Here is a 21,152-nt window from a genome sequence, read left to right on the forward strand (position 1 = left end):
ACGCGACAGTCCCGTGAACCCGTTCGCGGGACTGTCGCGGTTCCGGAATCAGGCTTCGGCCAGGTACTTCTCCGCCTTCGCGGGATCGAAGAACCAGTGCTGGAAATCGGTCGGATCGGAGAACCCGTTCGCGAACCGGGTCGCCACGGCGGGCTTCTCCCCCGCCGCGCCGATGATCTGGAGCACGTGCGGGGGCGGCGGCTGCAGCATCGCGTTCGTCCAGGTCGTCACGTGCTGGGCGTACTCCCAGTACTTGTCGAACGCCGCGGTCATCCACGCCTCGTCGAACGGCTTGTCCCCGTGTTCGAGGATCGAGTCCAGATAGGACGCCGCGCAGTGGCTCGCGTTGTTGGAGCCCTGGCCGGTGATCGGGTCGTTGGCCACCACGACGTCGGCCATGCCGAGCACCGCGGTCCCGGACGGCAGCTTGCCGACCGCGTTCCGCACGACCGGGGTGTACCCGCCGGCCAGCGTCGCCTTCCCGTCGGTCAGCACGGCGTTCTTCGAACGCTCGTACTCCCACGGGAGGAACTGCTTCATCAGCGACAGGATCCGGTCCAGATGCTGCTGGGGCGACGGCCGGTCGTCCCAGCAGTCGAGCGGGCCGCCGGGGACGCCCTCGAAGAACAGGATGTCGCAGTTCCCGCTCAGCGTGTACGCGGGGATCATGAACAGCTCCCCCGCGCCGGGGATGATGTTGAACCGCACCGCGGCCTTGTCCGGATGCTCGGGCCGCGGTTCGAGGCCGTGCACATACGCCAGCGAGAGCGCGCGCTGGGGTTCGGTGTACGGCGACCGCTCCGGGATCCGGTCGAAGAGCTGGACCAGCTCGCCCTTGCCCGCCGCGACGACGACGAGGTCGTAGAGCTTCGCCAGTGGCGCGAGATCCGACGTGGTGACGCCGTGGATGACGACCTTGCCGCCGCGGTCCTCCACCAGCTCCAGCCAGGCCGCCATCTTCACCCGCTGGTCCACCGACTGCGCGTAGTGCTCCAGCGGCGCGAACCAGTCCAGCACGCGGCTGGAGTCAGGGCCCGCGATGGACACGCCGAGTCCCTCGACCCGGACGGTCTCTTCCTCCCACAGGTTCAGCTTGTGGTCCCGCTCGTGCTGCAGGGCCGAGTGGAACATGCACTGGGTCGACATCACCTTGCCGGACCGGATCTCGTCCGGCGTCCGCGCCGACATCACCGTGACGTCGTAGTCGTGGTCCAGCAGGCTCAAGGCGAGTTGCAACCCCGACTGCCCGGCACCGACGATCAGAACCTTGCGCATGCTCGACATTCCTCCCGGAACCGGTCAGCTGAGTGAGGCAAATTCTCGCCCTGGTCCGGAGACCACCGCGAGGGACAGCGTGTGGGATACCAGTTCCTGCAGCGTCGCGACCGCCGACTTCGGGTCGCGGGCGTCGCAGGTGACCAGCGGGATGTCCGGGGACAGCGCCAGCGCGTCGCGCACCTCTTCGAGGTCGTGCACCGGCGTGCCCTCGAACTGGTTCACCGCGACGATGAACGGCAGCTCGGAGTCGTTCTCGAAGTAGTTGATCGCGGCGAACGACTGGTCGATCCGGCTGGTGTCGACCAGCACCACGGCGCCGAGCGCGCCGCGCGAGAGGTCGTCCCAGAGGAACCAGAACCGGGCCTGACCGGGGGTGCCGAACAGGTACAGAAGCAGGTCTTCACGCAGGGTGATCCGGCCGAAGTCCATCGCGACCGTGGTGGTGGACTTGGTCCCGGGCGGCACCAGCTCGTCGACCCCGGCACCCGCCTCGGTCATCCAGGCCTCGTTGCTCAGGGGCGGGACCTCGGAGACGGAGCCGACGAACGTCGTCTTGCCCACGCCGAATCCACCGGCGACCACGATCTTGGCGGAAATCGCCAGCAGATCGGCGTCAGACCGGGAGGCGCTTGAGTCCATCGAGGATCCTCTCGAGCACGTTCGTATCGTGGTTGTAAGCGTGGGCCGTCGGGTGCACGAAGACGGCACCCTGGGTGGCGAGGTCGCCGATGAGCACGCGGACCACGCCCAGGGGCAGATCCAGTCCCACCGAAAGCTCGGCGATCGACGAGCGTTCGCGGGCGCGCTCGTACAGCGAGCGCGACTCGGGCATCAGCGCCTCGGCCAGCGACGGGTCATAGCGCGGAACCGAGATCAGGGTCTCCACCAGGAGCAGCTGGCTGCTCTTGGTGCGGCCGCCGGTCAGCGCGTACGGCCGGATTCTGCGGCTGCGCATCTTGACCGGCCGGTCCGGAGCTTGATCGCTGGACACGGTCATCCCTTCCTTCTCCGGATTCTCAGGCCTGCGGCCGTCGGGCGGTCAGGACCTGCCGGAGTCCCGCTCGCACCTCGGGGGTGAGGGCGTGACCGGCGTTGGTGATGAACTGGGTCATCTCGTAGGCGACGACCTTCATGTCGCAGTCCGGCTCGGTGAGCACCGCGAGCCCCGCCTCCGACCCGATCCCCATGAACAGGAAGTACCCGCGGGTGAGCCGGATGATGATCTGCTCGCAATTGCCCTTGCCGAACAGCGCGGCGCTGTTGCCCGCGAGGCTGAGCAGGCCGCTGGCGATCGCGGCGAGCTGCTCGGCGTCGTCACTGGACACCGATTCCGACGCGGTCAAAGGGAAACCGTCGACGGACATGATCAGCGCGTGACTGGCGCCGTGCACCTTGCGCACGAAGTCGTCGAGCAGCCACGTGAAATCCGTGGTCGCGTCCTGGGCGGTCACTGGGTGTTTCCTCCGGTCTCACGCTCGTGCCGGTCGTCGAGGGCGGCACGCTCGCCGTCGCTGAAGGCGTCGAGGTCGGCCAGCAGCGCCTCGTGCCCGTCCGCCGCGTCGGCGGGCGGGGTGGTCGGCGGGGCCGGTTCGTCGGGCAAAGTCCTGATACTGCGGGAAACCCGGCGCGGGAGGCCGCTCCGCGTGGTGCCGCCGTCGGCGGGCGGCTGGAAGGCCGTACGCGGACGCGGGCTGGGCTTGCGGTCCGGTTCCGGGTCGGCCGACGGGGCCGGGCGGCGCCTCGGCAGTCCGGACGGCGTCGCGACGGGGTTCGCCACGGGCGCTCCGTTGGTGATCCTGGCCTGTGGCAGCACCACGGTCTGCGAACCGGACCACTGCTTCTCGGCCAGTTCCGAGACCACCGGGACGGGCAGCAGCACGGTGGCGACCGTGCCGTGCGGGGTGCGGCGGTCGAGTTTGACGGTGATCTCGTGCCGGTCGGCGAGCCTGCCGACGACGGCGAGTCCCATGTGCCGCACCGAATCGTCGTCGAGCACCGGACCGGCGGCCAGTCGCTCGTTCAGCGTCGCGAGGCGATCGGGCGGCATGCCGATGCCCTCGTCCTCGATGCGGATCAGCACGCTCCCCTGTTCGGTGAGGTGCGCGCTGACACTGACCGGGGAACTCGGCGAAGACTGGTTCGCCGCGTTGTCGAACAGTTCCGCGAGGATCCGGCTGACGTCTTCGGCCGCGAAACCGACGACGCCGAGCGAGACGACACGGCCGATCGTGATCCGCGAGTAGTGGTCGATCGACGACATCGCGGCCCGCATCACGTCGAGCACGGACGAGATCCCGGCGGTCGTGTCGTCGGCGTCCCGGCCGGCGAGCACGCGCAGGTTCTCGGCGTTGCGCCGCAAACGGGTCGCCAGGTGGTCGAGCCGGTAGAGCTCGGCGAGACGGTCGGAGTTGTCCTCCCCCGCCTCCATCGTCTCCAGCTGCGCGAGCAGCTGGTCGAGCAGGTTGAGGTCGCGCAGCGCGACATTGGAACAGACGCCGGCGAGCGCACCCGCGTCCGGCGCTTCCACGGCAGGCCGCTGTTCGACCGCCTGTTCGGTGGGCGGAGCCGACGGAGCGTGCCGGGGCGGGGCGGCGAGGAACTGCGCCGCGGCGACCCTGGAACGGTCCAGAAGAACCCGTGAGCGGTCAAGCAAGCCTCGAGCCCGCGTCACCATGTGCTTCCACTTCTTTCTCTTCGCATACCCGGACCCGTGTCGCACTCCCCAGCACAACGACGGCCATGCAAGCAGAAGTAACTATCCGTGTCCACAGCCGGTTTCTGTTCAACAGCTCGCAGTGACATGGCAACGAAAGCGTTACGGCTGGTGAGCGGTGCGCACTAGGCCATTCGGCTCATCTTGAGTGTGCTGCGCCACGGGGGATGTCCGAAAAGTGCGGAGTGCGCATAAATTTGCGGGGCACGCAACTTTTGCCTACGCTGTCGGTCGTGACCTCGGACCCCGCCGCCCCTCTCGGACTGCGCGAACGCAAGAAACGCGCGGCCCGTCGTGCCATGAGCGAGGCAGCGCTCAAGCTCGCCGCGGAGAAGGGCGTCGAACAGGTCCGCGTCGAGGACATCGCCAACGCCGTCGGCGTCTCCGCGCGCACGTTCAACAACTACTTCTCCAGCAAGGAGGAGGCGATCTGCTCGTTCATCGTCGAACGGCAGGAACGCGTGCTGGAGGCACTGCGGGAAAGGCCGCCCGAAGAGCCGCTGTGGGAAGCGGTCAGCGCCGCGACCCTGGAGACCTATGGCCGCGACGGCGAGCCGAACCGCGACACGGTGCAGGTCGCGCGATCGATGATCCTGCACCCGTCGGTGCACGGCGAGTTCCTCAAGGCGCACGCCACCGTCGAGCGGGTACTGGCCGAGGGGATCCTGGAGCGGGCGGGCGCCGGCGCCGAAAACGCGTTGAACGCGCGGCTGATGGCGGCCATCGTGGAGTCCGCGGTGAAGACGGCGTTCTTCAACTGGCTGATGAACGAGGGTGCCGAGCCCTTCCTGGAAACGATCGCGGCCCTCCTGCGCGAGGCCTCGATGGGCGTCCCTTCACTCACCCGGCCCGAACCGGTGAAAAAACCGAAGAAGCAGTAACACCCTACCCACCACTGGGGAGAAACCGTTGTGCTGACGAAGCTGTTGCGCATTCACCTGCGCCCGTACCGGCGAGAACTGTGGCTGATCGTGCTGCTGCAGTTCGTGCAGACCCTCGCCGGGCTCTACTTGCCCACGCTGAACGCCGACATCATCGATCACGGCGTGGTCAAGGGCGACATCGACTACATCCTCGGTGTCGGCGGCGTCATGCTGCTGGTGTCGCTGGTGCAGATCGCGTGCTCGATCGGCGCCGTCTACTTCGGCGCCCGTACCGCGATGGCGGTCGGCCGCGACATCCGCGACGCGATCTTCCACCGGGTCCAGGACTTCTCCGCCCGTGAAGTCGGCCAGTTCGGGACGCCGTCGCTGATCACGCGCACGACCAACGACGTCCAGCAGGTGCAGATGCTGACGTTGATGTCCTTCACCCTCATGGTGTCCGCACCGATCATGTGCTTCGGCGGCATCATCATGGCGCTGAACCAGGACGTCACCCTCTCCTGGCTGCTCGTGGTCGTGGTGCCGATCCTCGGCGCCGCGGTCGGGATCATCATCGCGAAGATGCGACCGGCGTTCCGGCTGATGCAGGAGCGCATCGACAAGATCAACCAGATCCTGCGCGAGCAGATCATGGGCATCCGCGTGATCCGGGCCTTCGTCAAGGACACCCACGAGCGGCGCCGGTTCACCAAGGCGAACACCGAACTGCTGGACGTCTCCCTGATCGTCGGCAGGCTCATGGCGCTGATGTTCCCCATCGTCATGCTCGTGATGAACGCCTCCAGCGTCGCGGTGCTGTGGTTCGGCGGGCTGCGCATCGACGACGGCAGCATGCAGATCGGCGCGCTCACCGCGTTCCTGTCCTACCTGATGCAGATCCTGATGGCGGTCATGATGGCCACCTTCATGTTCATGATGGTGCCGCGGGCCGAGGTCAGCGCCGAGCGCATCACCGAGGTACTCGACACGCACACTAGCGTCGTCCTTCCGGCGAACCCCGTCAGCCCCGGGGAAGTGCACGGGCGGCTCGAACTGTCCGATGTGGAGTTCCGCTACCCGGGAGCGGAAAAGCCGGTGCTGCAGGAGATCTCGCTGTCGGCGCGGCCCGGTGAGACGACCGCGATCATCGGCAGCACGGGCAGCGGGAAGACCACGCTGCTGAACCTGATCCCCCGGCTCATGGACGCCACCGACGGCTCGGTGCGCGTCGACGACGTCGACGTCCGGGAGCTGGACTCGACCGTGCTGTCCGACGCCGTCGGGCTGGTGCCGCAGAAGCCGTACCTGTTCGCCGGGACGGTCGCGAGCAACCTCCGCTACGGCAAGTCCGACGCCACGGACGAGGAACTCTGGCACGCCCTGGAAGTGGCACAGGGCAAGGACTTCGTCGAGCGGATGCCCGAAGGACTGGACTCCCCCATCGCCCAGGGCGGCACCAACGTCTCGGGCGGCCAGCGGCAGCGGCTCGCGATCGCGCGGATGCTGGTGCGGCGTCCCGAGATCTATCTCTTCGACGACTCCTTCTCCGCGCTCGACTACGCGACCGACGCCGCGCTGCGACGGGCGCTGGTGGCCGAGACCGCCGAGGCGACCGTGGTCATCGTCGCGCAGCGGGTCAGCACGATCCGCCACGCCGACCGCATCATCGTGCTCGACGAAGGCCGCGTCGTCGGCAACGGCACGCACACCGAACTCATGGACGGCAACGAAACCTACCGGGAGATCGTGCTGTCCCAGCTGACCGAGCAGGAGGCCGCCTGATGAGCGCGCCCGAATCCACGACGGACGCCGCGAGCGCTCCGGCCAAACCGGTGGGCGAGCGCGCGAGCGCCGCACGGGGACCCGGCCCCGGTGGAGGCGGTTTCGGCCGCGGCCCCGCCGCCTTCATGGGCGGACAGTCGGGCGAGAAGGCCCTGGACTTCAAGGGATCGTTCAAACGCCTGCTGGGTCTGTTGAAACCGCAGCGCGCCATGTTGTACGGGATCCTGCTCTTCGGCATCGCCAGCGTCGCGCTGAGCGTCATCGGACCGAAGATCCTCGGCATGGCGACGGACCTCATCTTCGCGGGTGTCGTCGCGAAGGACATGCCGTCGGGGGCCAGCAAGGAAGAGGTCATCGCCGGGCTGCGCGCGGCGGGCAACACCACCGTCGCCGATCTGTACTCGGGTATCGACTTCGTCCCAGGCCAGCGCATCGACATCGACGCCGTCGGCCAGGTCCTGATGTGGGTGCTGCTCCTCTACATCGTGGCGTCGTTCTTCGCGCTGCTGCAAGCGCGCCTGACCACGAACCTGGTCCAGCGGGCCGTGTTCGAGCTGCGGGAACGGATCGAGGAGAAGTTCGCCAAGCTCCCGCTGAGCTACTTCGACCGCCAGCCGCGCGGTGAGGTGCTGAGCCGGGCGACCAACGACATCGACAACCTGGCGCTGTCCCTGCAGCAGACACTCGCGCAGATCGTGTCGTCGCTGCTGACGGTCATCGGCGTGCTCGTGATGATGTTCCTCATCTCGCCGGTACTGGCACTGGTCGCGCTGCTCTCGGTGCCCGCTTCGGTGGTCGTCGCGGCCAAGATCGGCAAGAAGGCGCAGCCGCAGTTCATCAAGCAGTGGTCCACCACGGGACGGCTCAACGCGCACATCGAGGAGATGTACACCGGGCACTCGCTGGTCAAGGTGTTCGGCCGCCGCGAGGAGGCCGAGGAGGTCTTCCGCGAGCACAACGACACGCTGTACAACGCGAGCTTCAAGGCGCAGTTCATCTCGGGCACCATCCAGCCCGCGATGATGTTCATCGGCAACCTGAGCTACGTGCTGGTGGCGGTCATCGGCGCGCTGCGGGTGGCTTCCGGGACGCTGTCGCTCGGCGACGTCCAGGCGTTCATCCAGTACTCGCGGCAGTTCAGCCAGCCGGTCACGCAGATCGCCAGCATGGCGAACCTGCTGCAGTCCGGGATCGCGTCCGCGGAGCGGGTCTTCGCGTTGCTCGACGCGGACGAGCAGGAGCCCGAGCCCGCCGAACCCGCGCGGGTGGAGAACGCGCGCGGCCAGGTCGAGTTCGAACACGTGTCGTTCCGGTACACCGCGGACGCACCGCTCATCGAGGACCTGTCGCTCACCGTCGAACCGGGGCACACGGTGGCCATCGTCGGCCCGACCGGCGCGGGGAAGACCACGCTGGTCAACCTGCTCATGCGGTTCTACGAACTCGACGGCGGCCGGATCACCCTGGACGGCGTCGACATCGCCGGGATGGACCGCGAGGACCTGCGGGCCAAGACCGGCATGGTGCTGCAGGACGCGTGGCTGTTCGGCGGCACGATCGCGGAGAACATCGCCTACGGTTCCGCGGGCGCCACGCAGGAAGAGATCGTCGCGGCGGCCAAGGCGACCCACGTCGACCGGTTCGTCCGCACCCTGCCCGACGGCTACGACACGGTGATCGACGACGAGGGCGGCACGGTCAGCGCCGGCGAGAAACAGCTGATCACCGTCGCGAGGGCGTTCCTGGCGAAGCCCGCGATCCTCATCCTCGACGAGGCCACCAGTTCGGTCGACACCCGGACCGAGGTCCTGATCCAGCGGGCGATGAATTCGCTGCGCGAGGGGCGGACGAGTTTCGTCATCGCGCACCGGCTGTCCACCATCCGGGACGCGGACGTCATTCTCGTGATGGAGAACGGTTCGATCGTCGAGCAGGGCGACCACGAAACGCTGCTGCTCACCGGTGGTGCGTACGCGCGTTTGTACGCCGCCCAGTTCGCCGAGGCGCTGGCCGAAACAGACTGAGCCACCGCCGGCCGAAGGCCCCTTTTCCTACTTTCACGGTAGGAAAAGGGGCCTTCACCACGCGTACGGACGGTGAACGGCGCTAGGCTTGCGTGACCGGATCCGGAGAGGGGTGCGCTGGCCGACCATGGCGGAGAAACTCGGCGAATACCGCCGTAAGCGCAGACCGGGGCACACTCCCGAGCCTCTTCCGGATCGCGACGGACAGACCGGGGCCGACGATCTCTTCGTCATCCAGGAACACCACGCGAGCAGCCTGCACTGGGACGTCAGGCTCGAACGGGACGGGGTCCTCGTCTCCTGGGCGGTGCCGAAAGGCCTGCCGATGTCGCCGGACCTCGAACGCCTCGCCGTGCACACCGAAGACCACCCGATGGAATACCTCACCTTCGAAGGCGAGATTCCCGCCGGCGAATACGGCGGCGGCACCATGACGATCTGGGACACCGGCCGGTACGAAACGCTGCACTTCAACAACCACAAGGTCGAGGTCGTCTTCCACGGGACACGGGCCCGCGGGAAATACCTGTTCCTCAACGTGAAAAAGGACGGGAATGATCGCGGCTGGTTGCTCAAACGGCTCGATCCCGCGGACCCGGGACGCACCGGACTGCCGTCTTTCCTCGCGCCGATGCTGACCAAACCGGGGCGTCTCCCCTCGACCGGCGAAGACGCGGACTGGGCGTACGAATTCGACTGGTCCGGGCGCCGCACCCTGATCCGTGTGTCCGGGGGCCGGATCACCGCATACGACGATTCCGGCGACGATGTCACCGGGTTGTACCCGGAATTCCGCGGGCTGGGCGAGCAGTTCGGGGCCACCGAAGCCTTTCTTGACGGGGAAATCGTCGTCTTCGACGGTGGGCGGCCCAGCCCGGAAGGTCTCGGGCACCGCGCGCGGGCGACGAAGACCTCCGCGAAACGACTCACCGCGCGGTACCCGGCGTTCTATCTGGTCAACGATCTCCTGCACCTGGACGGTCGTTCCTGTGTCGAGTCGTCGTATGTGGAACGGCGGGAGCTCCTCGACGGAATCGGCCTCGCCGGACCGCATTGGCAGGTCCCGCGGTTCTATCTGGGGGACGGCGGCGCGGTCGCGCGGGCGGCCCGTGAACACGGGCTCGCCGGCATCATCGCCAAACGGGCCGGCTCCGCGTACCACCCGGGAAAGCGCACCGGGGACTGGCTTTCCATCACCGGGACCAGGGTCCAGCAGGTGGTGCTGGGCGGCTGGCGGCCGGGCGGCGGCAGCCGGGCGGGCACGTTCAGTTCGCTGCTGCTCGGCGTCCCGCACGAGAACGGCTTGCGGTACATCGGAAACGTCGGCGTCGGCTTCGCCGTCGACGAACTGGAGGAACTGTCCCAGCGGCTGTTCCGCTTGGAGCGCAAGACCTCACCGTTCGACTCCGTCCCGGAGAAGCAGGCGCGGGACGCGCATTGGTCGAGGCCGACCATCGTCGGCGAGGTCGTCTTCGGCGGCTGGACCGAGGCCGGCTGCCTGCGCAATCCGCGCTGGCGCGGCCTCCTTCCGGACGTCAGCGCCGACGACGTCGAACCGAACGGCTGATCTACAGCCTCACGTCCTCGACGTGCTGCCGGACGTCGAGGTCGGCGCCGACCCCGCTGACGTCCAGAATCCTTGACACCAAAGCGGTTTTCACGATCACCGAGAACCGCGGCGCCACGGAGTTCGCCTCCTCCAGCGCGTGCAATCCCGCGCAGCTGAGGAAACCGACGCCCGAGAGGTCGAGGATCACTTGCCGTCCCGTGCCACAGGCACCGTTGAGTTCGGTGCGGAACCTGCCGATCGTGGCCGCGTCGATCTCCCCCACCGCGGTAAGGATGACGACGCCGTCTTCGCGGCGGTTGGTGGTCACGGCCAGGGGCGGCGGTTCGCCGGGTACGCGCTGGCCAGGCAACATTGGGGGCGCCTCTCTCCAGACCACCAAGTCCCCTCGACGGTACTCACGAGCGGCGAGAGGTCAACCCGGGCTACCTCATTTGAGCCATTTCGGTCGCGAACCTTTACTCAGCTCTTGCCATTCCCCGGCGAAGCGCCGGTGCGCGGCCTCCGCGGCGGCGACGGAACGACCGTGCAGGAGACCGTAGGTGAAAGCGTTTTCGGCCTCGGCGTAGGCGCGGAGACCGAGAAGCCTCAGGACTTCCCGGGTGACCACGACGTCGTGGTGGGTACCGAGGGTGGTTTGCACCGACTTGACGTTGTTTCGCCATTTTCGAAGCTTCTTGCCCGCCACCGGCCGGACCGTGTCCGCGGCGTACCGGGCACGCTTCGCCTTCTTGCGCACCTCGTGCAACGCGGCGTCCTGCTCCGGGCCGGGCTCCAGCTCGCTCGCCGCGGCGACCGCCTCGCGCAGCTTCCGGTCCGAACGCGCGACCGCTTTACGCAGCTCTTTCCTGCCGTCCTTGATCTTCCGCGGCTTGGCGACGATCTTTTCCAATGATCGCAACAGATCCGTGTACCGCGTGCTGTCGAGCGCCCGGATGGCCCGCGCCTTGGCTTCTTCGGCTTCGCGGGCGAAGTGCCGCGTCATCAGCTGCTCGACGTTGCCCAGTACCAGTTCGGCGGGCAGTGCGCCGACCTCCTCGTGCAGCCGCGCGGCCATCACCTCGGTGTCCCGCGCCGGCCCGAGTTCGCCGCCGAGCCAGCGGAGTTCAGCGGCGAGCCCGTTCGCGACGTCGGCGTCGAGAGAGCGGCGGAAGGTTCTCAAGCCGCTCCGCAGCCGCCTGCTCGCGACCCGCATCTGGTGCACCGCGTCTTCGACGTCCCGGCGGACCCCGATGTCGTTGCGGCGCAGAGCGTCCAGCTGCTGTGCGAAGTAGTCCGCCAGCACCGAACCGGACGCTCCCCTGGACGGCGGCACGAGCTCGTCGGTCAGCCGACGGAGCTTCGACGGCCACCTCGACCGCTCCGCGCCCGCCTTCACGACGGCCCTGTCCAGGCTGTCGAGCACTTCCGGATCGGTGCCGGGCGAGAGTTCGATCTCGATCTCCCGCCAGCGGTCGAGGTGAGCCTTCTCCCCGCCCGCCTCACCGGTGACGACGTCGTCGGTCAGCGTCGCGACTTCGCGCCCCTTCGCGTCGAGCAAGGCGTACGACGTGCGTTCGGTGCGCAGGTGCGCGGCCTGGACGAGCTTGGCGCCGAGAGTGTGCGCGCGGACCAGTTTCGCCAGCGCGCCGGGCACCTTGTCCGGCTTACCCGACAGCGGGAGCCGGAGTTCCTCGCGTTTGTCCTCGCTGACCGGCAGTTTGAGATGCCAGCCCTCGTCGCTTCCGCCGAGCCTGCGCCGCAGCGTGATCCCCGCCTGCGCGAGCCGGAAGTCGGAGGTGTCGAAGTACGTGGCGTCGAGGACGTCGACCCGCGGATCGGCCTGGTTCGTCACGGGACCGGCCGGGACCAGCGGCGGGATGGGCCTGTCCGCCGCCAGGTCGTACTTCCGCTCGATCTCCGCCTCGGCGATCGGGGCGCCTTCCTGCGTCTTCGTCACCACGTCCTCCTTCTCCTCGGCTACCCGGAACGATTACCCCAGGAAGAGACGACGGGAAACCCCGATCGGGTCACTCGTCCATCCGGTCGTACCGATCCGCCCATTCGGCGAGAACCTGGCGTGACCTTTCCTCGGTCAGGGTATCGCTTTCCAGCCGCGCGACAAGGGAATAATACGCCTCGACCGCCACCCGATCGTCGATGAACAGTCCGGCCGCATAGGAATCCGTGTACACCACCGCCGGATGCTCGGCGAATTCCATGATGGTGAAAGAGTTCTCGATCGTTCTGCTCACTTCGTTGCTTTCGGGGACGATCCGGATGGCGCAATAAGGCAGGTTCGCCGACAAGACGAGGTGCAGCAACTGCTCGTGCATGATCCGGGGACAGCCGACGACCGAACGCAGCGCGCGCTCGTGGATGTAGAACCGGCACCGCGGCGGGCGATCCCGTCGGAGCAGCCGCTGACGCTCCAGCCGCGCGTTCACGACCTGGTCCAGCCGAGCCTGGTCGCGGTTGCCGATCAGTTCGTAGGTGGTGCGCGCGTACGGCTCGGTCTGCAGCAGTCCGGGGAGCGTCAACGACTCGTAGCGCACCAGGGTGTGCGCGAGATTCTCCTGTATCGCCAGCGATTGCGTCGGATCGACGAGTTCGTCGAAGTACGGCCGCACCCAGTACAGGTCTCCGCCGGGCTGCGTCAGTTCCAGCAGCAGGTCGCGCTCGGGCTCCGCGTCGCCGCAGCTCGCGAGGTACAGCGCCGCGTCCACCACGGACAGCTCGCGCAGCCCTTGTTCCCACCTCGTGACCTTGCTCTGCAACCAGCCGTTACGGCGGCTGACGTCGGCTCCGCTGAAGTGCCTGCGCTGCCGGAACGCCTTCATGCGGTGGCCCAGTTCCCGGGTCCGCGCCGTCGAATCCTTCTCAACCATGCGGGACAAAGTAGAGCGGAACTCCGGCCGCGCAGTGATTGCCACGCGGTAATTCACCTCAACTGCTGATAACTTGCGCTCGCGCATTTATGCGAAGCGCCCCTTCGCGTACGAAGCACCTTCGCACGCGAAGGGTTCTTTAAGTTTATAGCGGAAGAATGAATGGGGAGCCAGCAATTCGAAAGTGGATTCATTGCGCTGCCGCGAGTGCCACTCACTCGCCTCTCCCCCTCACGACGCCGAAGTCCGTGAAGGCCTCCTTGAGGGACTCTGGGTCCCTCAAGGAGGCCTTCACGGACAGCAGGACAACCCGACCCACGCTTGACCCGCGTTTGAAGGTTTTCGGCAGCCCAGCACGCGCTGCCTCGACCAAAGTTTCAATCGAAGCATCAACGATACGCTTGAACCTCATGAGTCAAGACATCCGAGACTTCGTGACCCCCGCCTGCGACCTGCTCGGCCTGGGTGAGCCGACGCACGCCATCCCGGACTTCGCCGAGGTCCGCAACGAACTGTTCGCCCAGCTGGCCGACCGCGGGTTCGGCTCGATCGCCCTCGAAACCGATCGCGTCGCCGCGCTGGTCGCGAACGACTACGTCCAGGATGGGACCGGGACCCTGGACCTCGCGATGAGCGAGGGCTTCTCGCATGTCTTCGGCACCGTGGAAGCGAACAAGCGCCTGATCGCCTGGATGCGCGAGTACAACGAAAACCGCCCTCCCGAGGACCGGCTCTCCTTCCACGGCTTCGACACCCAGACCGAGAACACCTCCGCGCCCAGTCCGCGGCGCTACCTCGAATACGCCCGCGACTTCCTGGGCCTCGACGTGGACATCGCGGGCCCGGCCGGTGACGACGAACGCTGGGGCCGTACCGAAGCCGTCATGGACGCGGCTTCGTCCATCGGTGCCACGGCGGACGCCTACCGGTTGCGCGCGATCGCGGCCGAGCTTCTCACCGCGCTCCGCTCGCGGAAACCGGAGCCGGTCACGGACGCGTGGTCACGGGCGGAGCTCCACCTCATGGCGGGGATCGACCTGCTGCGCTACCACCGGCAATGCGCGGAACCCCTGGAGCCGGGCGAGCGGTACATGCCACTGTCCGCGATCAGGGACGCCATCATGGCGCGGAATCTGCTGGAGATCCGAGCCGCCGAAGCCGGCCGGGGCGCGACGCTGGTCTTCGCCCACAATCTCCACCTGCGCCGCCAGCCGAGCACGATGCGCATGGCCGGAACGGACGTCACCTGGTTCCCCGCCGGCGCGCTGGTGGCTCCCCTGCTCGGCGATCGCTACACCTTCGTCGCGACCAGTCTCGGCCACAGCGAGGCCATAGCGCTCCGGGAGCCTGAGCCCGACACCTACGAGGCGTTCCTGCAGAAGCACGTCACCACGGACTGGGGTCTGCTGCCCGCCTCCGAAGTCCCGCCCGCGAGTGTCCGGACCGACCCCGTCCAGCGACAGGGCTACTTCCCGCTCGGCCAAGGGATCCTCGACGACGCGGACGCGATCCTCCACGTGCGCGGGGGGTAGGCGTCGAACCGGGTGACGCCTCCTGCCCTCGGAAGGCGTCACCCGGCCACGAGTACGCGCCGCCACCCCCAGTGCCGCGAATTCGGGGCGGCGCGAAGTCCGCTCACTTGAGCGAGAGTCAACACGCCGGGGCCATAACTTCGCCAAACTCGGCGGCCGGCGGCCCCTCGCCAGGCTATGCCGGGGTCACTCCGAAGCGGATCTTCGTCAAGGCTTCACGAGCCCGATCCCGCTGGCGTCCCCCCGTGTCGACGGCGGAAAGATCCTTGAGCGCGCGCAATTCCCACACCGGGAATCCCAGTTCCCGGAACAGTCCCGCGGCGGTGCGGAGCCCTTCGGCGGCTTCGGTCACGACGCCTTCGTCCGCCCGTAGACGCCCGAAGCTGAGCAAGGCGTATCCGCCGCCCCGGCGGTCGCCGAACTCGCGGAACGTGTTCATCGCGAGCCCCAGATGCTCCGCAGCCCGGTCGTGCTCTCCCGCGAGCCGCAGGGACTCTCCGAAACTCCGATGCGTGTACGCGACGGCGTGCCGATGCCCGAGGTACTCGAACAGGTCCAGCGATCGCGAAAGGCAGCGTTCGCTCTCCCCCGCGTCGCCCGCTTTCGCGTGGAGATCACCGAGACTGCGGAGGACGTGCGCCTCCCAGTGACGTTCACGCGAACTCCGGGTGCCGGCCAGCGCGCTAGCCAGCAGCTCACCGGCCTCTTCCAGGCGGCCATGCCGTCGCAGGACGTCGGCGTAGCGCTTGGCGGATCTGTCGTGCTGTTGCCCGCCCTCGCAATGCAGGGAAAGCAGCAGGCTCGCGTCGAAGCATTCCTTCGCCCGCTGGAAGTCGCCGAGGTCGTCCCAGAGCGACCCGAACTGGGCCGACGCCATCGCCTGCCCGGCGAGATCACCGCAGTCCCGCAACAGGTCCAGCGCGTCCCGCAGCGCGCCGACCGCCGAACGGGTCCGCCCGGAGTCCGCGTCGACGTCGGCGAGCGCGACGAGCGCGGCCCCGGTGCCCCGCGGATCGCCCGAGGAGCGGAACCGCGCCTCGGCCAGCGAGAAACACGTCCTCGCCCGGGCCAGATCCCCCGCGTCGGCGTGGGAATGGCCGAGCTTCAGCAGCTTCTCCCCCTCCGCGGGCAGGTCGAGGCGGTCACGCACGATGCCGAACCCGAGCCAGCCGGGCGAACCGCTGTTCCGCGGGCCGACGAGCTCGCTGTAGGCGTCGGCCAGCCGCCCGGCCAACTCGGTCCAGCCGTGGTTCTTCGCGGTCCGGACGGCGAGCGCGAGGTTCGCGGACTCCGCGGCCCGCCAGCCGATCGGATCGGCCGCGACCCGGTCCGAAGCCACCGCCGGGGCGTCGGTCGGCCGGGGAGGCGGGTACTCGGCGCCGAGCGCGGCCGAAGCGTGTTCGGCCAGCGCCGCCATGACCGTCAACGCGCGGCTGAGCGCTCCGGAGTCCGGCGGTTCCCGGTGCGCGAGCCGCACCAGATCCGGCAGCCGGTACCGGAGGAAACCGGCCTGATCCGGCTCGGCGTGGAGCAGATGATCGTCCACGAGTTCGTCGAGCAGTTCGGCCGCCTGCCGGGACGAGCAACCCAGCAGCGCCGTCGCGAACCAGTCGGCGACCTCGGTGGCGCCGGGGAAAGTCAGCAACCGCAAGGAGTTCCGCTGCCTCGGCGAGAGCGCGGCGAGGGCTTCGGCGAGCACCGGGCGGACCGCCAGGTCTCCGACGGCGAGTTCGTCGAGACGCAGGCGCTCGTTCTCCAGGCGCGTCGCGAACTCGGCGAGACTCAGCCTCGGCCGCTGCAGCAGCTTCATCCCGGCCACCCGTACCGCCAGCGCGAGCCCGTCGCAGCAGGCCAGCACGCGGCGGACGGCGTCGGGATCGGCGGACGACCGGTCCTCCCCGGCGATCGCGCCGAGCAGCACCCGTGCTTCCGCGTAGGCCAGCGGACCGACCTCGACCGGTCGCGCCCCGACGAGCCCGGCCAGCCGTCGCCGCGTCGTGACGATCGTCGCGCAGCCGGGGCCGCTCGGCAGCAACGGCCGCACCTCGGCCTCGGACCGGCAGTTCTCGAGGATCACCAGCAGCCGCCGGTCCGCGGTGTGGCTCTGCCACAGCGAGATCAGCCCGGTGCGGTCAGCGGGGAGTTCCGCCTCCGCGAAGCCCAGCGCGCGGAGGAATCCGGCGAGCACGTCGCCGGGTTCCCGCAGATCCGCGACGAGCTGACCGTCCGGGAACCGTTTGCGCAGCCGCCACGCGGCTTGGACGGCCAGCGCGCTCTTCCCGGCCCCCGCCGCGCCGTGCAGCACGACCGGCGCGGGGGTTCGCAGCGCGCGTCCGAGCTCCGCCAGTTCCCCCGCCCTGCCGGTGAAATCCGGCGTTGCCGGGGGAAGACCGCACGGCGGGCCGCCCACCGACCAGCCCGTCCCGGCGATCCGGCGATGGACCGTGAGCAGGCCCTCCCCCGGGGAGACACCGGCGTGCTCCCACAACGCCTGACGGCATCGGTCGAGGACGGCCAGTGCGGCGGCCCGCCGTCCGAGTCCGTGCAACGCCTCGGCGAGCCATCCGGCGAAACGCTCGTCACCCGGCCGGGTGGCCAGCTCGGGTCCCAGCCGGTCGGCGACCGCCTTGTGGTCACCGGCCGCCAGCTGAAGCTCCACGAGCTTGCCCAGTACGGCACACCGCTGATCTTCGAGCCATAAGCGGTGCGCCTCCACCAGCGGACCGGCCGGGACGTCGGCGAACGCCCGGCCGCGCCACATCCCCAGTGCCCGTTCGAGCAGCGCCCTGCGTTCGGCGCCTGCCGCCGTCGCGGCCGCGGCGGCCAGTCCGGAGAAGCCGGCGACGTCCAGTTCCCCTTCCGACACCGTCAGCCGGTAGCCACCCCGGCCCGCCCGCAGCCGCTGCCGGACGTCGTCCACCGGGATCCCGGGTGACAACGCCTTGCGCAGCTTGGAAATCGCCATCTGCACGACGGCGGCGGCACTCGACGGCGGGTCCTGCGGCCAGAGTTCGTCCACGAGGGTGTCCCGGTGGACGAACTCGTTCGGTCTGGTCAGGAGCACGGCGAGCACCCGACGGGGCTGAGCCGCCGACGGGAGCGGGACCGAGGCCCCGAGCGGGCCGAGCACCGTGAACTCCACGAACCACCTATCACCCGGACTGATCACCAGAATGTAACCCGGCGCTGTCCCCGTTTCGGCGGTTTCTCACCCGGATGGCCGCCCCCTCGCTATCCGGTGTGCGCGAGCAGCTTGTCCCTCAGCGCGGGTTCGTCGGCGAGCGCCTCGTTCAGCGTGTGCTCCAGCAGCGGCTTGAGGTCCCCGTACGGCCGCTTCGACCAGTCGAGCGGGCCCTGCGGCGGCTCCGGGTCGTACTCGATGACGAACTGGATCGTCCGCGCGATCTCGGCGCCGACGAGCCGTTCGACCAGGTGCAGCGCGAGGTCGATCCCCGCCGACACCCCGGCGGCGGTGATCACGTTCCCGTCCTCGACCCAGCGCTCGGCGACCGGTTCCGCCCCGAACGCGCGCAGGAACTCCCGGAACATCCAGTGCGTCGCCGCCCGGCGGCCCTCCAGCAGGCCGGCCTGCCCCAGCAGCAGCGATCCGGTGCACACCGAGGTCACGAGCTCCGCGCTCTCCCCGGCCTTCCGCAGGTACCCGACCAGCTTCTCGTCGGCGAGCGCCTTCAGCGTCGGCGCGGCGCCGCCGGGTACGAGCAACGCGTACGGCGACGGGACCTCGTCGTAGGTGTGGGTCGCCACGAGCTTCAGCGGGTTGTCGGTGGTGACCGGCTCCTTCGTCTCGCCGACCACCACCGTCCGGTACTCCTGCGCCGAACTCGCCATGCCGTCCAGCACGGTCAGCGGCCCGACCATGTCGAGCGGGGTCATCCCCGGATACACCACGAAGGCGATGATCTTCTTGTCGTCTGTCATGGGACAACCGTGTCGGAGGGACGACACCGGAGCGGGCCGGATGTCCGGATTCCTGCGAACTACGTCCGACGGCCGGGCGCTACTGCTAGCGTTCGATCATGCCGGGTTCACCCAGAAGAGTGTTGATCGTCGGCTACAGCAATGCCGAGATGCTCGACATCGCCGGTCCGGCGGACGTCCTGGACGCCGCGACCAAACTCGGCGGCAAGCCGGGCTACGAGATCATGCTCGCCAGCGTCGACGGCCGCGGCATCCGCTGCGAGTCCGGGCTGACGCTGCAGGCGCAGCACCGGCTCGACCAGGTGACCGGCGAGCTGGACACGCTGATCGTCGCGGGCGGCACCGGGCACGAGGCCGCCGCCGCCGATCCGCGCTTCGTCACCCACATCCGCAGGCTCGCGCAGAACAGCCGCCGCGTCGCCTCGGTGTGCACCGGTGCGACCGTGCTCGCGGCGTGCGGGCTGCTCAACGGGCGCCGCGCCACGACCCATTGGCGGTTCGCGAACCGGCTCGCCACGAACTATCCGCAGGTCGACGTCGACCCGGTGCCGCTGTACGTGCGCGACGGCAATGTCTACACGGCCGCGGGCGTCACCAGCGGGATCGACCTCGCCCTCGCGTTCGTCGAGGACGATCACGGCCCCAGCCTCGCCAGGGAAGCCGCCCGCATGCTGGTCACCTACCTGCAGCGGCCGGGCAATCAGGCGCAGGTGAGCATGTTCCTGTCCGGCCCGCCGCCGGAGAACCGGCTGGTCCGCGACATCACCGCGTACGTCGCCGAGCACCTCGCGGGTGATCTCGGCACCGCCGTCCTCGCCGAGCGGGCGGGCATCAGTGCCCGGCAGCTGACCAGGTTGTTCGACGCGCATCTGAGTACCACTCCGAGCCGGTACGTGCGGGCGGCGAGGACCGAGAACGCGGCGAAGCTGTTGTGCGGTACCGAACTCCCGCTCACTTCGATCGCGAGGCGATGCGGTTTCGGCTCGACCGAAACCCTGCGTCAAGCCTTCCTCGACCACTTCGACACCCCGCCTTCGGCCTACCGCCGGGTCCACCTGAGGCAGGCGTTCGGCTAGGCCATGTGCAGCACTCATCACGGACTGTGGAGGATGTGCGGGTGAACCGCCGCGACATCTCCGACCACGACACCGGCCCGATTCGCCGGGTAACGGACGCCCCGTCCGATCGTTCGCCCGGAACGTCCCGTTCGCCGCGCCGGACCCCGCCGCCGGAGGGCGTGCGACGTCCCCGGCCCCCGGCCCAGCGGCCCCGGCCCGCCGAGCCGGGCAAGCGGCGCGCGGCCGAGCCGAAGCCGGAACCGAAGCCCGAGCCCAAGCCCGAGTCCAAGCCCGCCGGTCACGGGCACTCGCACGGGCACGGCCCGGCCGCTCCCGCGTCGCGCCGGGTCCGGCTGCTGCTGATGTGGCTCCTGATCCCGCTCGCCGTCGCGACCGTCGCCGGCATGATCCTGCTGTACCCGTGGGGCAAGGATCCGGCGAAAAGCGTGTTCCCCCAGGGCACTCCCGTGAGCGCCACGGTCACCGCGACGATCACCGGACCGTGTCTCGCCGAGGGCCAGGTCCAGGTCGGAGAGCCGCCGCCGGACGCGAAACCGTGCCTCACCAGCGAAGTGACGATGACCGACGGCCCAGGGTCCGGGAAGGCGTTGAAGCTGACGCTCCCGATCGAACCGAGCACGCCGCGGTTCACCGCGGGCGACAAGGTCGTGCTGTCCTACAACGGCGGCGACGTCGCCAACCCCGCGTCGTTCCAGATCGTCGATTTCCAGCGCGGGACGCCGTTGCTGCTGCTCGCCGGGTTGTTCGCGCTCGCGGTGATCGTGCTGGGCCGCTGGCAGGGGCTCGCCGCGCTGATCGCCCTCGGGCTGAGCTTCCTGGTGCTGGCGCTGTTCGTGCTGCCGTCGATCCTCGCCGGGGAGAGTCCGCTCCTGGTGGCGATCGCGGGCGCGGGCGCGATCATGTTCGTCGCGCTGTACCTGACGCACGGACTGTCGGCGAGAACCTCGGTGGCGGTGCTGGGCACACTGGTGAGCCTGATCCTGATCGGTGTCCTGTCGGCGATCTTCTCGGCCGCGGCGTCGCTGACCGGCCTGGACGACAGCACCTCGCAGCTGATCGGCTCGCTCGGGCACGGGATCGACGCGCGAGGGCTGCTGCTGGCCGGTGTCGTGATCGGCGCGCTCGGTGTGCTGGACGACGTCACGGTCACGCAGACGAGCGCGGTGTGGGAACTCCGGCGGGCGAACCCGTCGCTCGGCTGGCGTGAGCTCTACGGCGCGGGCCTGCGGATCGGGCGGGACCACGTCGGGTCCGCGGTCAACACGCTCGTGATGGCGTACGCGGGGGCGGCGTTGCCGGTGCTGCTGTACACGTCGCTGTCGGGGGTCGGACTCGGCTCGATCCTCGGCGCGGAGGAGATCGCGCAGGAGATCGTGCGGACCCTGGCGGGCAGCGTCGGCATCGTCGCGGCCGTCCCGGTCACCACGGTGCTGGCCGCGCTGATCGCCTCGCGGGAGCCTCAAGAGTCCCTGTAGTCACAGGCACCCCAAAGGGCGAGCCCACCGCGC

Annotated in this window: 17 protein-coding genes; 7 read left to right on the top strand and 10 right to left on the bottom strand. The window is 68.9% G+C overall.

The genetic code is table 11. From position 1 onward, the window contains the following. Window positions 1-48 precede the first annotated feature (48 nt). Genes IE302_RS06875 through IE302_RS06895 form a run of 5 tightly spaced genes read right to left on the bottom strand, consistent with a single transcriptional unit; the run spans window position 49 to window position 3,952 of the window. Window positions 49-1,275 carry a styrene monooxygenase/indole monooxygenase family protein gene (locus IE302_RS06875; RefSeq protein WP_191252767.1) on the bottom strand — a complete coding sequence of 409 codons (1,227 nt, stop codon included), beginning with the start codon at window positions 1,273-1,275 and terminating at the stop codon, window positions 49-51. Between the two features lie 24 nt (window positions 1,276-1,299). Next, window positions 1,300-1,917: a GTP-binding protein gene (locus tag IE302_RS06880; protein ID WP_191252769.1), complete on the bottom strand. Its 618-nt coding sequence runs from the start codon at window positions 1,915-1,917 to the stop codon at window positions 1,300-1,302. After that, window positions 1,892-2,275 carry a DUF742 domain-containing protein gene (locus tag IE302_RS06885; RefSeq protein WP_039918479.1) on the bottom strand — a complete coding sequence of 128 codons (384 nt, stop codon included), beginning with the start codon at window positions 2,273-2,275 and terminating at the stop codon, window positions 1,892-1,894. Before IE302_RS06885 ends, IE302_RS06880 begins: the two co-directional genes overlap by 26 nt. A gap of 19 nt (window positions 2,276-2,294) precedes the next feature. Next, on the bottom strand, window positions 2,295-2,729 hold the full coding sequence (locus IE302_RS06890; RefSeq protein WP_181777271.1) for a roadblock/LC7 domain-containing protein: 435 nt from the start codon (window positions 2,727-2,729) through the stop codon (window positions 2,295-2,297). After that, entirely contained in the window at window positions 2,726-3,952 is a 1,227-nt protein-coding gene (locus IE302_RS06895) for a sensor histidine kinase (RefSeq protein ID WP_191252771.1), read from the bottom strand. Before IE302_RS06895 ends, IE302_RS06890 begins: the two co-directional genes overlap by 4 nt. Window positions 3,953-4,224: 272 nt before the next feature. Here IE302_RS06895 and IE302_RS06900 point away from each other — a divergent pair, with 272 nt between their 5' ends. The 4 genes from IE302_RS06900 to IE302_RS06915 all read left to right on the top strand — a co-directional run bounded on the left by IE302_RS06900 (window position 4,225) and on the right by IE302_RS06915 (window position 10,227). Beyond that, window positions 4,225-4,872: a TetR/AcrR family transcriptional regulator gene (locus tag IE302_RS06900; RefSeq protein WP_191252773.1), complete on the top strand. Its 648-nt coding sequence runs from the start codon at window positions 4,225-4,227 to the stop codon at window positions 4,870-4,872. A 30-nt stretch (window positions 4,873-4,902) separates the two neighbouring features. Then, window positions 4,903-6,636 carry an ABC transporter ATP-binding protein gene (locus IE302_RS06905; RefSeq protein ID WP_191252775.1) on the top strand — a complete coding sequence of 578 codons (1,734 nt, stop codon included), beginning with the start codon at window positions 4,903-4,905 and terminating at the stop codon, window positions 6,634-6,636. Then, entirely contained in the window at window positions 6,636-8,660 is a 2,025-nt protein-coding gene (locus IE302_RS06910; RefSeq protein ID WP_373307913.1) for an ABC transporter ATP-binding protein, read from the top strand. The genes IE302_RS06905 and IE302_RS06910 overlap by 1 nt, the downstream gene beginning before the upstream one ends. A gap of 112 nt (window positions 8,661-8,772) precedes the next feature. Continuing rightward, the gene (locus IE302_RS06915; RefSeq protein ID WP_191253162.1) at window positions 8,773-10,227 is read left to right on the top strand and encodes a DNA polymerase ligase N-terminal domain-containing protein; all 1,455 of its coding nucleotides are present in this window, start codon (window positions 8,773-8,775) and stop codon (window positions 10,225-10,227) included. 1 nt (window position 10,228) lies between these two features. On the opposite strand, the gene IE302_RS06920 is transcribed toward IE302_RS06915, so the two are convergent. The 3 genes from IE302_RS06920 to IE302_RS06930 all read right to left on the bottom strand — a co-directional run bounded on the left by IE302_RS06920 (window position 10,229) and on the right by IE302_RS06930 (window position 13,094). Then, the gene (locus IE302_RS06920; RefSeq protein WP_191252777.1) at window positions 10,229-10,582 is read right to left on the bottom strand and encodes an STAS domain-containing protein; all 354 of its coding nucleotides are present in this window, start codon (window positions 10,580-10,582) and stop codon (window positions 10,229-10,231) included. Window positions 10,583-10,657: 75 nt separating this feature from the next. After that, a complete protein-coding gene (locus tag IE302_RS06925) occupies window positions 10,658-12,166 on the bottom strand; it encodes a CYTH and CHAD domain-containing protein (RefSeq protein ID WP_229907632.1) in 1,509 nt (502 codons plus the stop codon). 70 nt (window positions 12,167-12,236) lie between these two features. Next, window positions 12,237-13,094 carry a helix-turn-helix domain-containing protein gene (locus tag IE302_RS06930; protein WP_191252780.1) on the bottom strand — a complete coding sequence of 286 codons (858 nt, stop codon included), beginning with the start codon at window positions 13,092-13,094 and terminating at the stop codon, window positions 12,237-12,239. A 410-nt stretch (window positions 13,095-13,504) separates the two neighbouring features. On the opposite strand from IE302_RS06930, the gene IE302_RS06935 reads away from it, so the two are divergent. Then, window positions 13,505-14,626, top strand: a complete 1,122-nt coding sequence (locus tag IE302_RS06935; protein WP_191252782.1) for an erythromycin esterase family protein — start codon at window positions 13,505-13,507, stop codon at window positions 14,624-14,626. A gap of 175 nt (window positions 14,627-14,801) precedes the next feature. Here the strand turns inward: IE302_RS06935 and IE302_RS06940 are convergent, their stop codons facing one another. Together IE302_RS06940 and IE302_RS06945 are read right to left on the bottom strand one after the other, a co-directional pair. Beyond that, window positions 14,802-17,768 (bottom strand): AfsR/SARP family transcriptional regulator, encoded by a 2,967-nt coding sequence (locus IE302_RS06940; RefSeq protein WP_191252784.1) that lies wholly within the window; start codon window positions 17,766-17,768, stop codon window positions 14,802-14,804. 89 nt (window positions 17,769-17,857) lie between these two features. Then, window positions 17,858-18,565 carry a DJ-1/PfpI family protein gene (locus tag IE302_RS06945; protein ID WP_191252786.1) on the bottom strand — a complete coding sequence of 236 codons (708 nt, stop codon included), beginning with the start codon at window positions 18,563-18,565 and terminating at the stop codon, window positions 17,858-17,860. Between the two features lie 98 nt (window positions 18,566-18,663). Between IE302_RS06945 and IE302_RS06950 the strand changes: the two genes are divergently transcribed. Together IE302_RS06950 and IE302_RS06955 are read left to right on the top strand one after the other, a co-directional pair. Next, the gene (locus IE302_RS06950; protein ID WP_191252788.1) at window positions 18,664-19,641 is read left to right on the top strand and encodes a GlxA family transcriptional regulator; all 978 of its coding nucleotides are present in this window, start codon (window positions 18,664-18,666) and stop codon (window positions 19,639-19,641) included. Window positions 19,642-19,682: 41 nt separating this feature from the next. After that, the gene (locus IE302_RS06955) at window positions 19,683-21,119 is read left to right on the top strand and encodes a YibE/F family protein (protein WP_191252790.1); all 1,437 of its coding nucleotides are present in this window, start codon (window positions 19,683-19,685) and stop codon (window positions 21,117-21,119) included. Window positions 21,120-21,152: the final 33 nt, after the last annotated feature.

It is taken from the genome of Amycolatopsis oliviviridis, assembly GCF_014654365.1.
In the GTDB taxonomy this organism is placed as follows: Bacteria; Actinomycetota; Actinomycetes; order Mycobacteriales; family Pseudonocardiaceae; genus Amycolatopsis; species Amycolatopsis oliviviridis.

Excerpts from the sequence above, each read along its gene's own strand:
- IE302_RS06930 (WP_191252780.1), bottom strand. The coding sequence starts at position 13,094 with ATGGTTGAGAAGGATTCGACGGCGCGGACCCGGGAACTGGGCCACCGC.
- IE302_RS06885 (WP_039918479.1), bottom strand. The coding sequence starts at position 2,275 with ATGACCGTGTCCAGCGATCAAGCTCCGGACCGGCCGGTCAAGATGCGC.
- IE302_RS06910 (WP_373307913.1), top strand. The coding sequence starts at position 6,636 with ATGAGCGCGCCCGAATCCACGACGGACGCCGCGAGCGCTCCGGCCAAA.
- IE302_RS06880 (WP_191252769.1), bottom strand. The coding sequence starts at position 1,917 with ATGGACTCAAGCGCCTCCCGGTCTGACGCCGATCTGCTGGCGATTTCC.
- IE302_RS06875 (WP_191252767.1), bottom strand. The coding sequence starts at position 1,275 with ATGCGCAAGGTTCTGATCGTCGGTGCCGGGCAGTCGGGGTTGCAACTC.
- IE302_RS06945 (WP_191252786.1), bottom strand. The coding sequence starts at position 18,565 with ATGACAGACGACAAGAAGATCATCGCCTTCGTGGTGTATCCGGGGATG.
- IE302_RS06950 (WP_191252788.1), top strand. The coding sequence starts at position 18,664 with ATGCCGGGTTCACCCAGAAGAGTGTTGATCGTCGGCTACAGCAATGCC.
- IE302_RS06895 (WP_191252771.1), bottom strand. The coding sequence starts at position 3,952 with ATGGTGACGCGGGCTCGAGGCTTGCTTGACCGCTCACGGGTTCTTCTG.
- IE302_RS06920 (WP_191252777.1), bottom strand. The coding sequence starts at position 10,582 with ATGTTGCCTGGCCAGCGCGTACCCGGCGAACCGCCGCCCCTGGCCGTG.
- IE302_RS06935 (WP_191252782.1), top strand. The coding sequence starts at position 13,505 with ATGAGTCAAGACATCCGAGACTTCGTGACCCCCGCCTGCGACCTGCTC.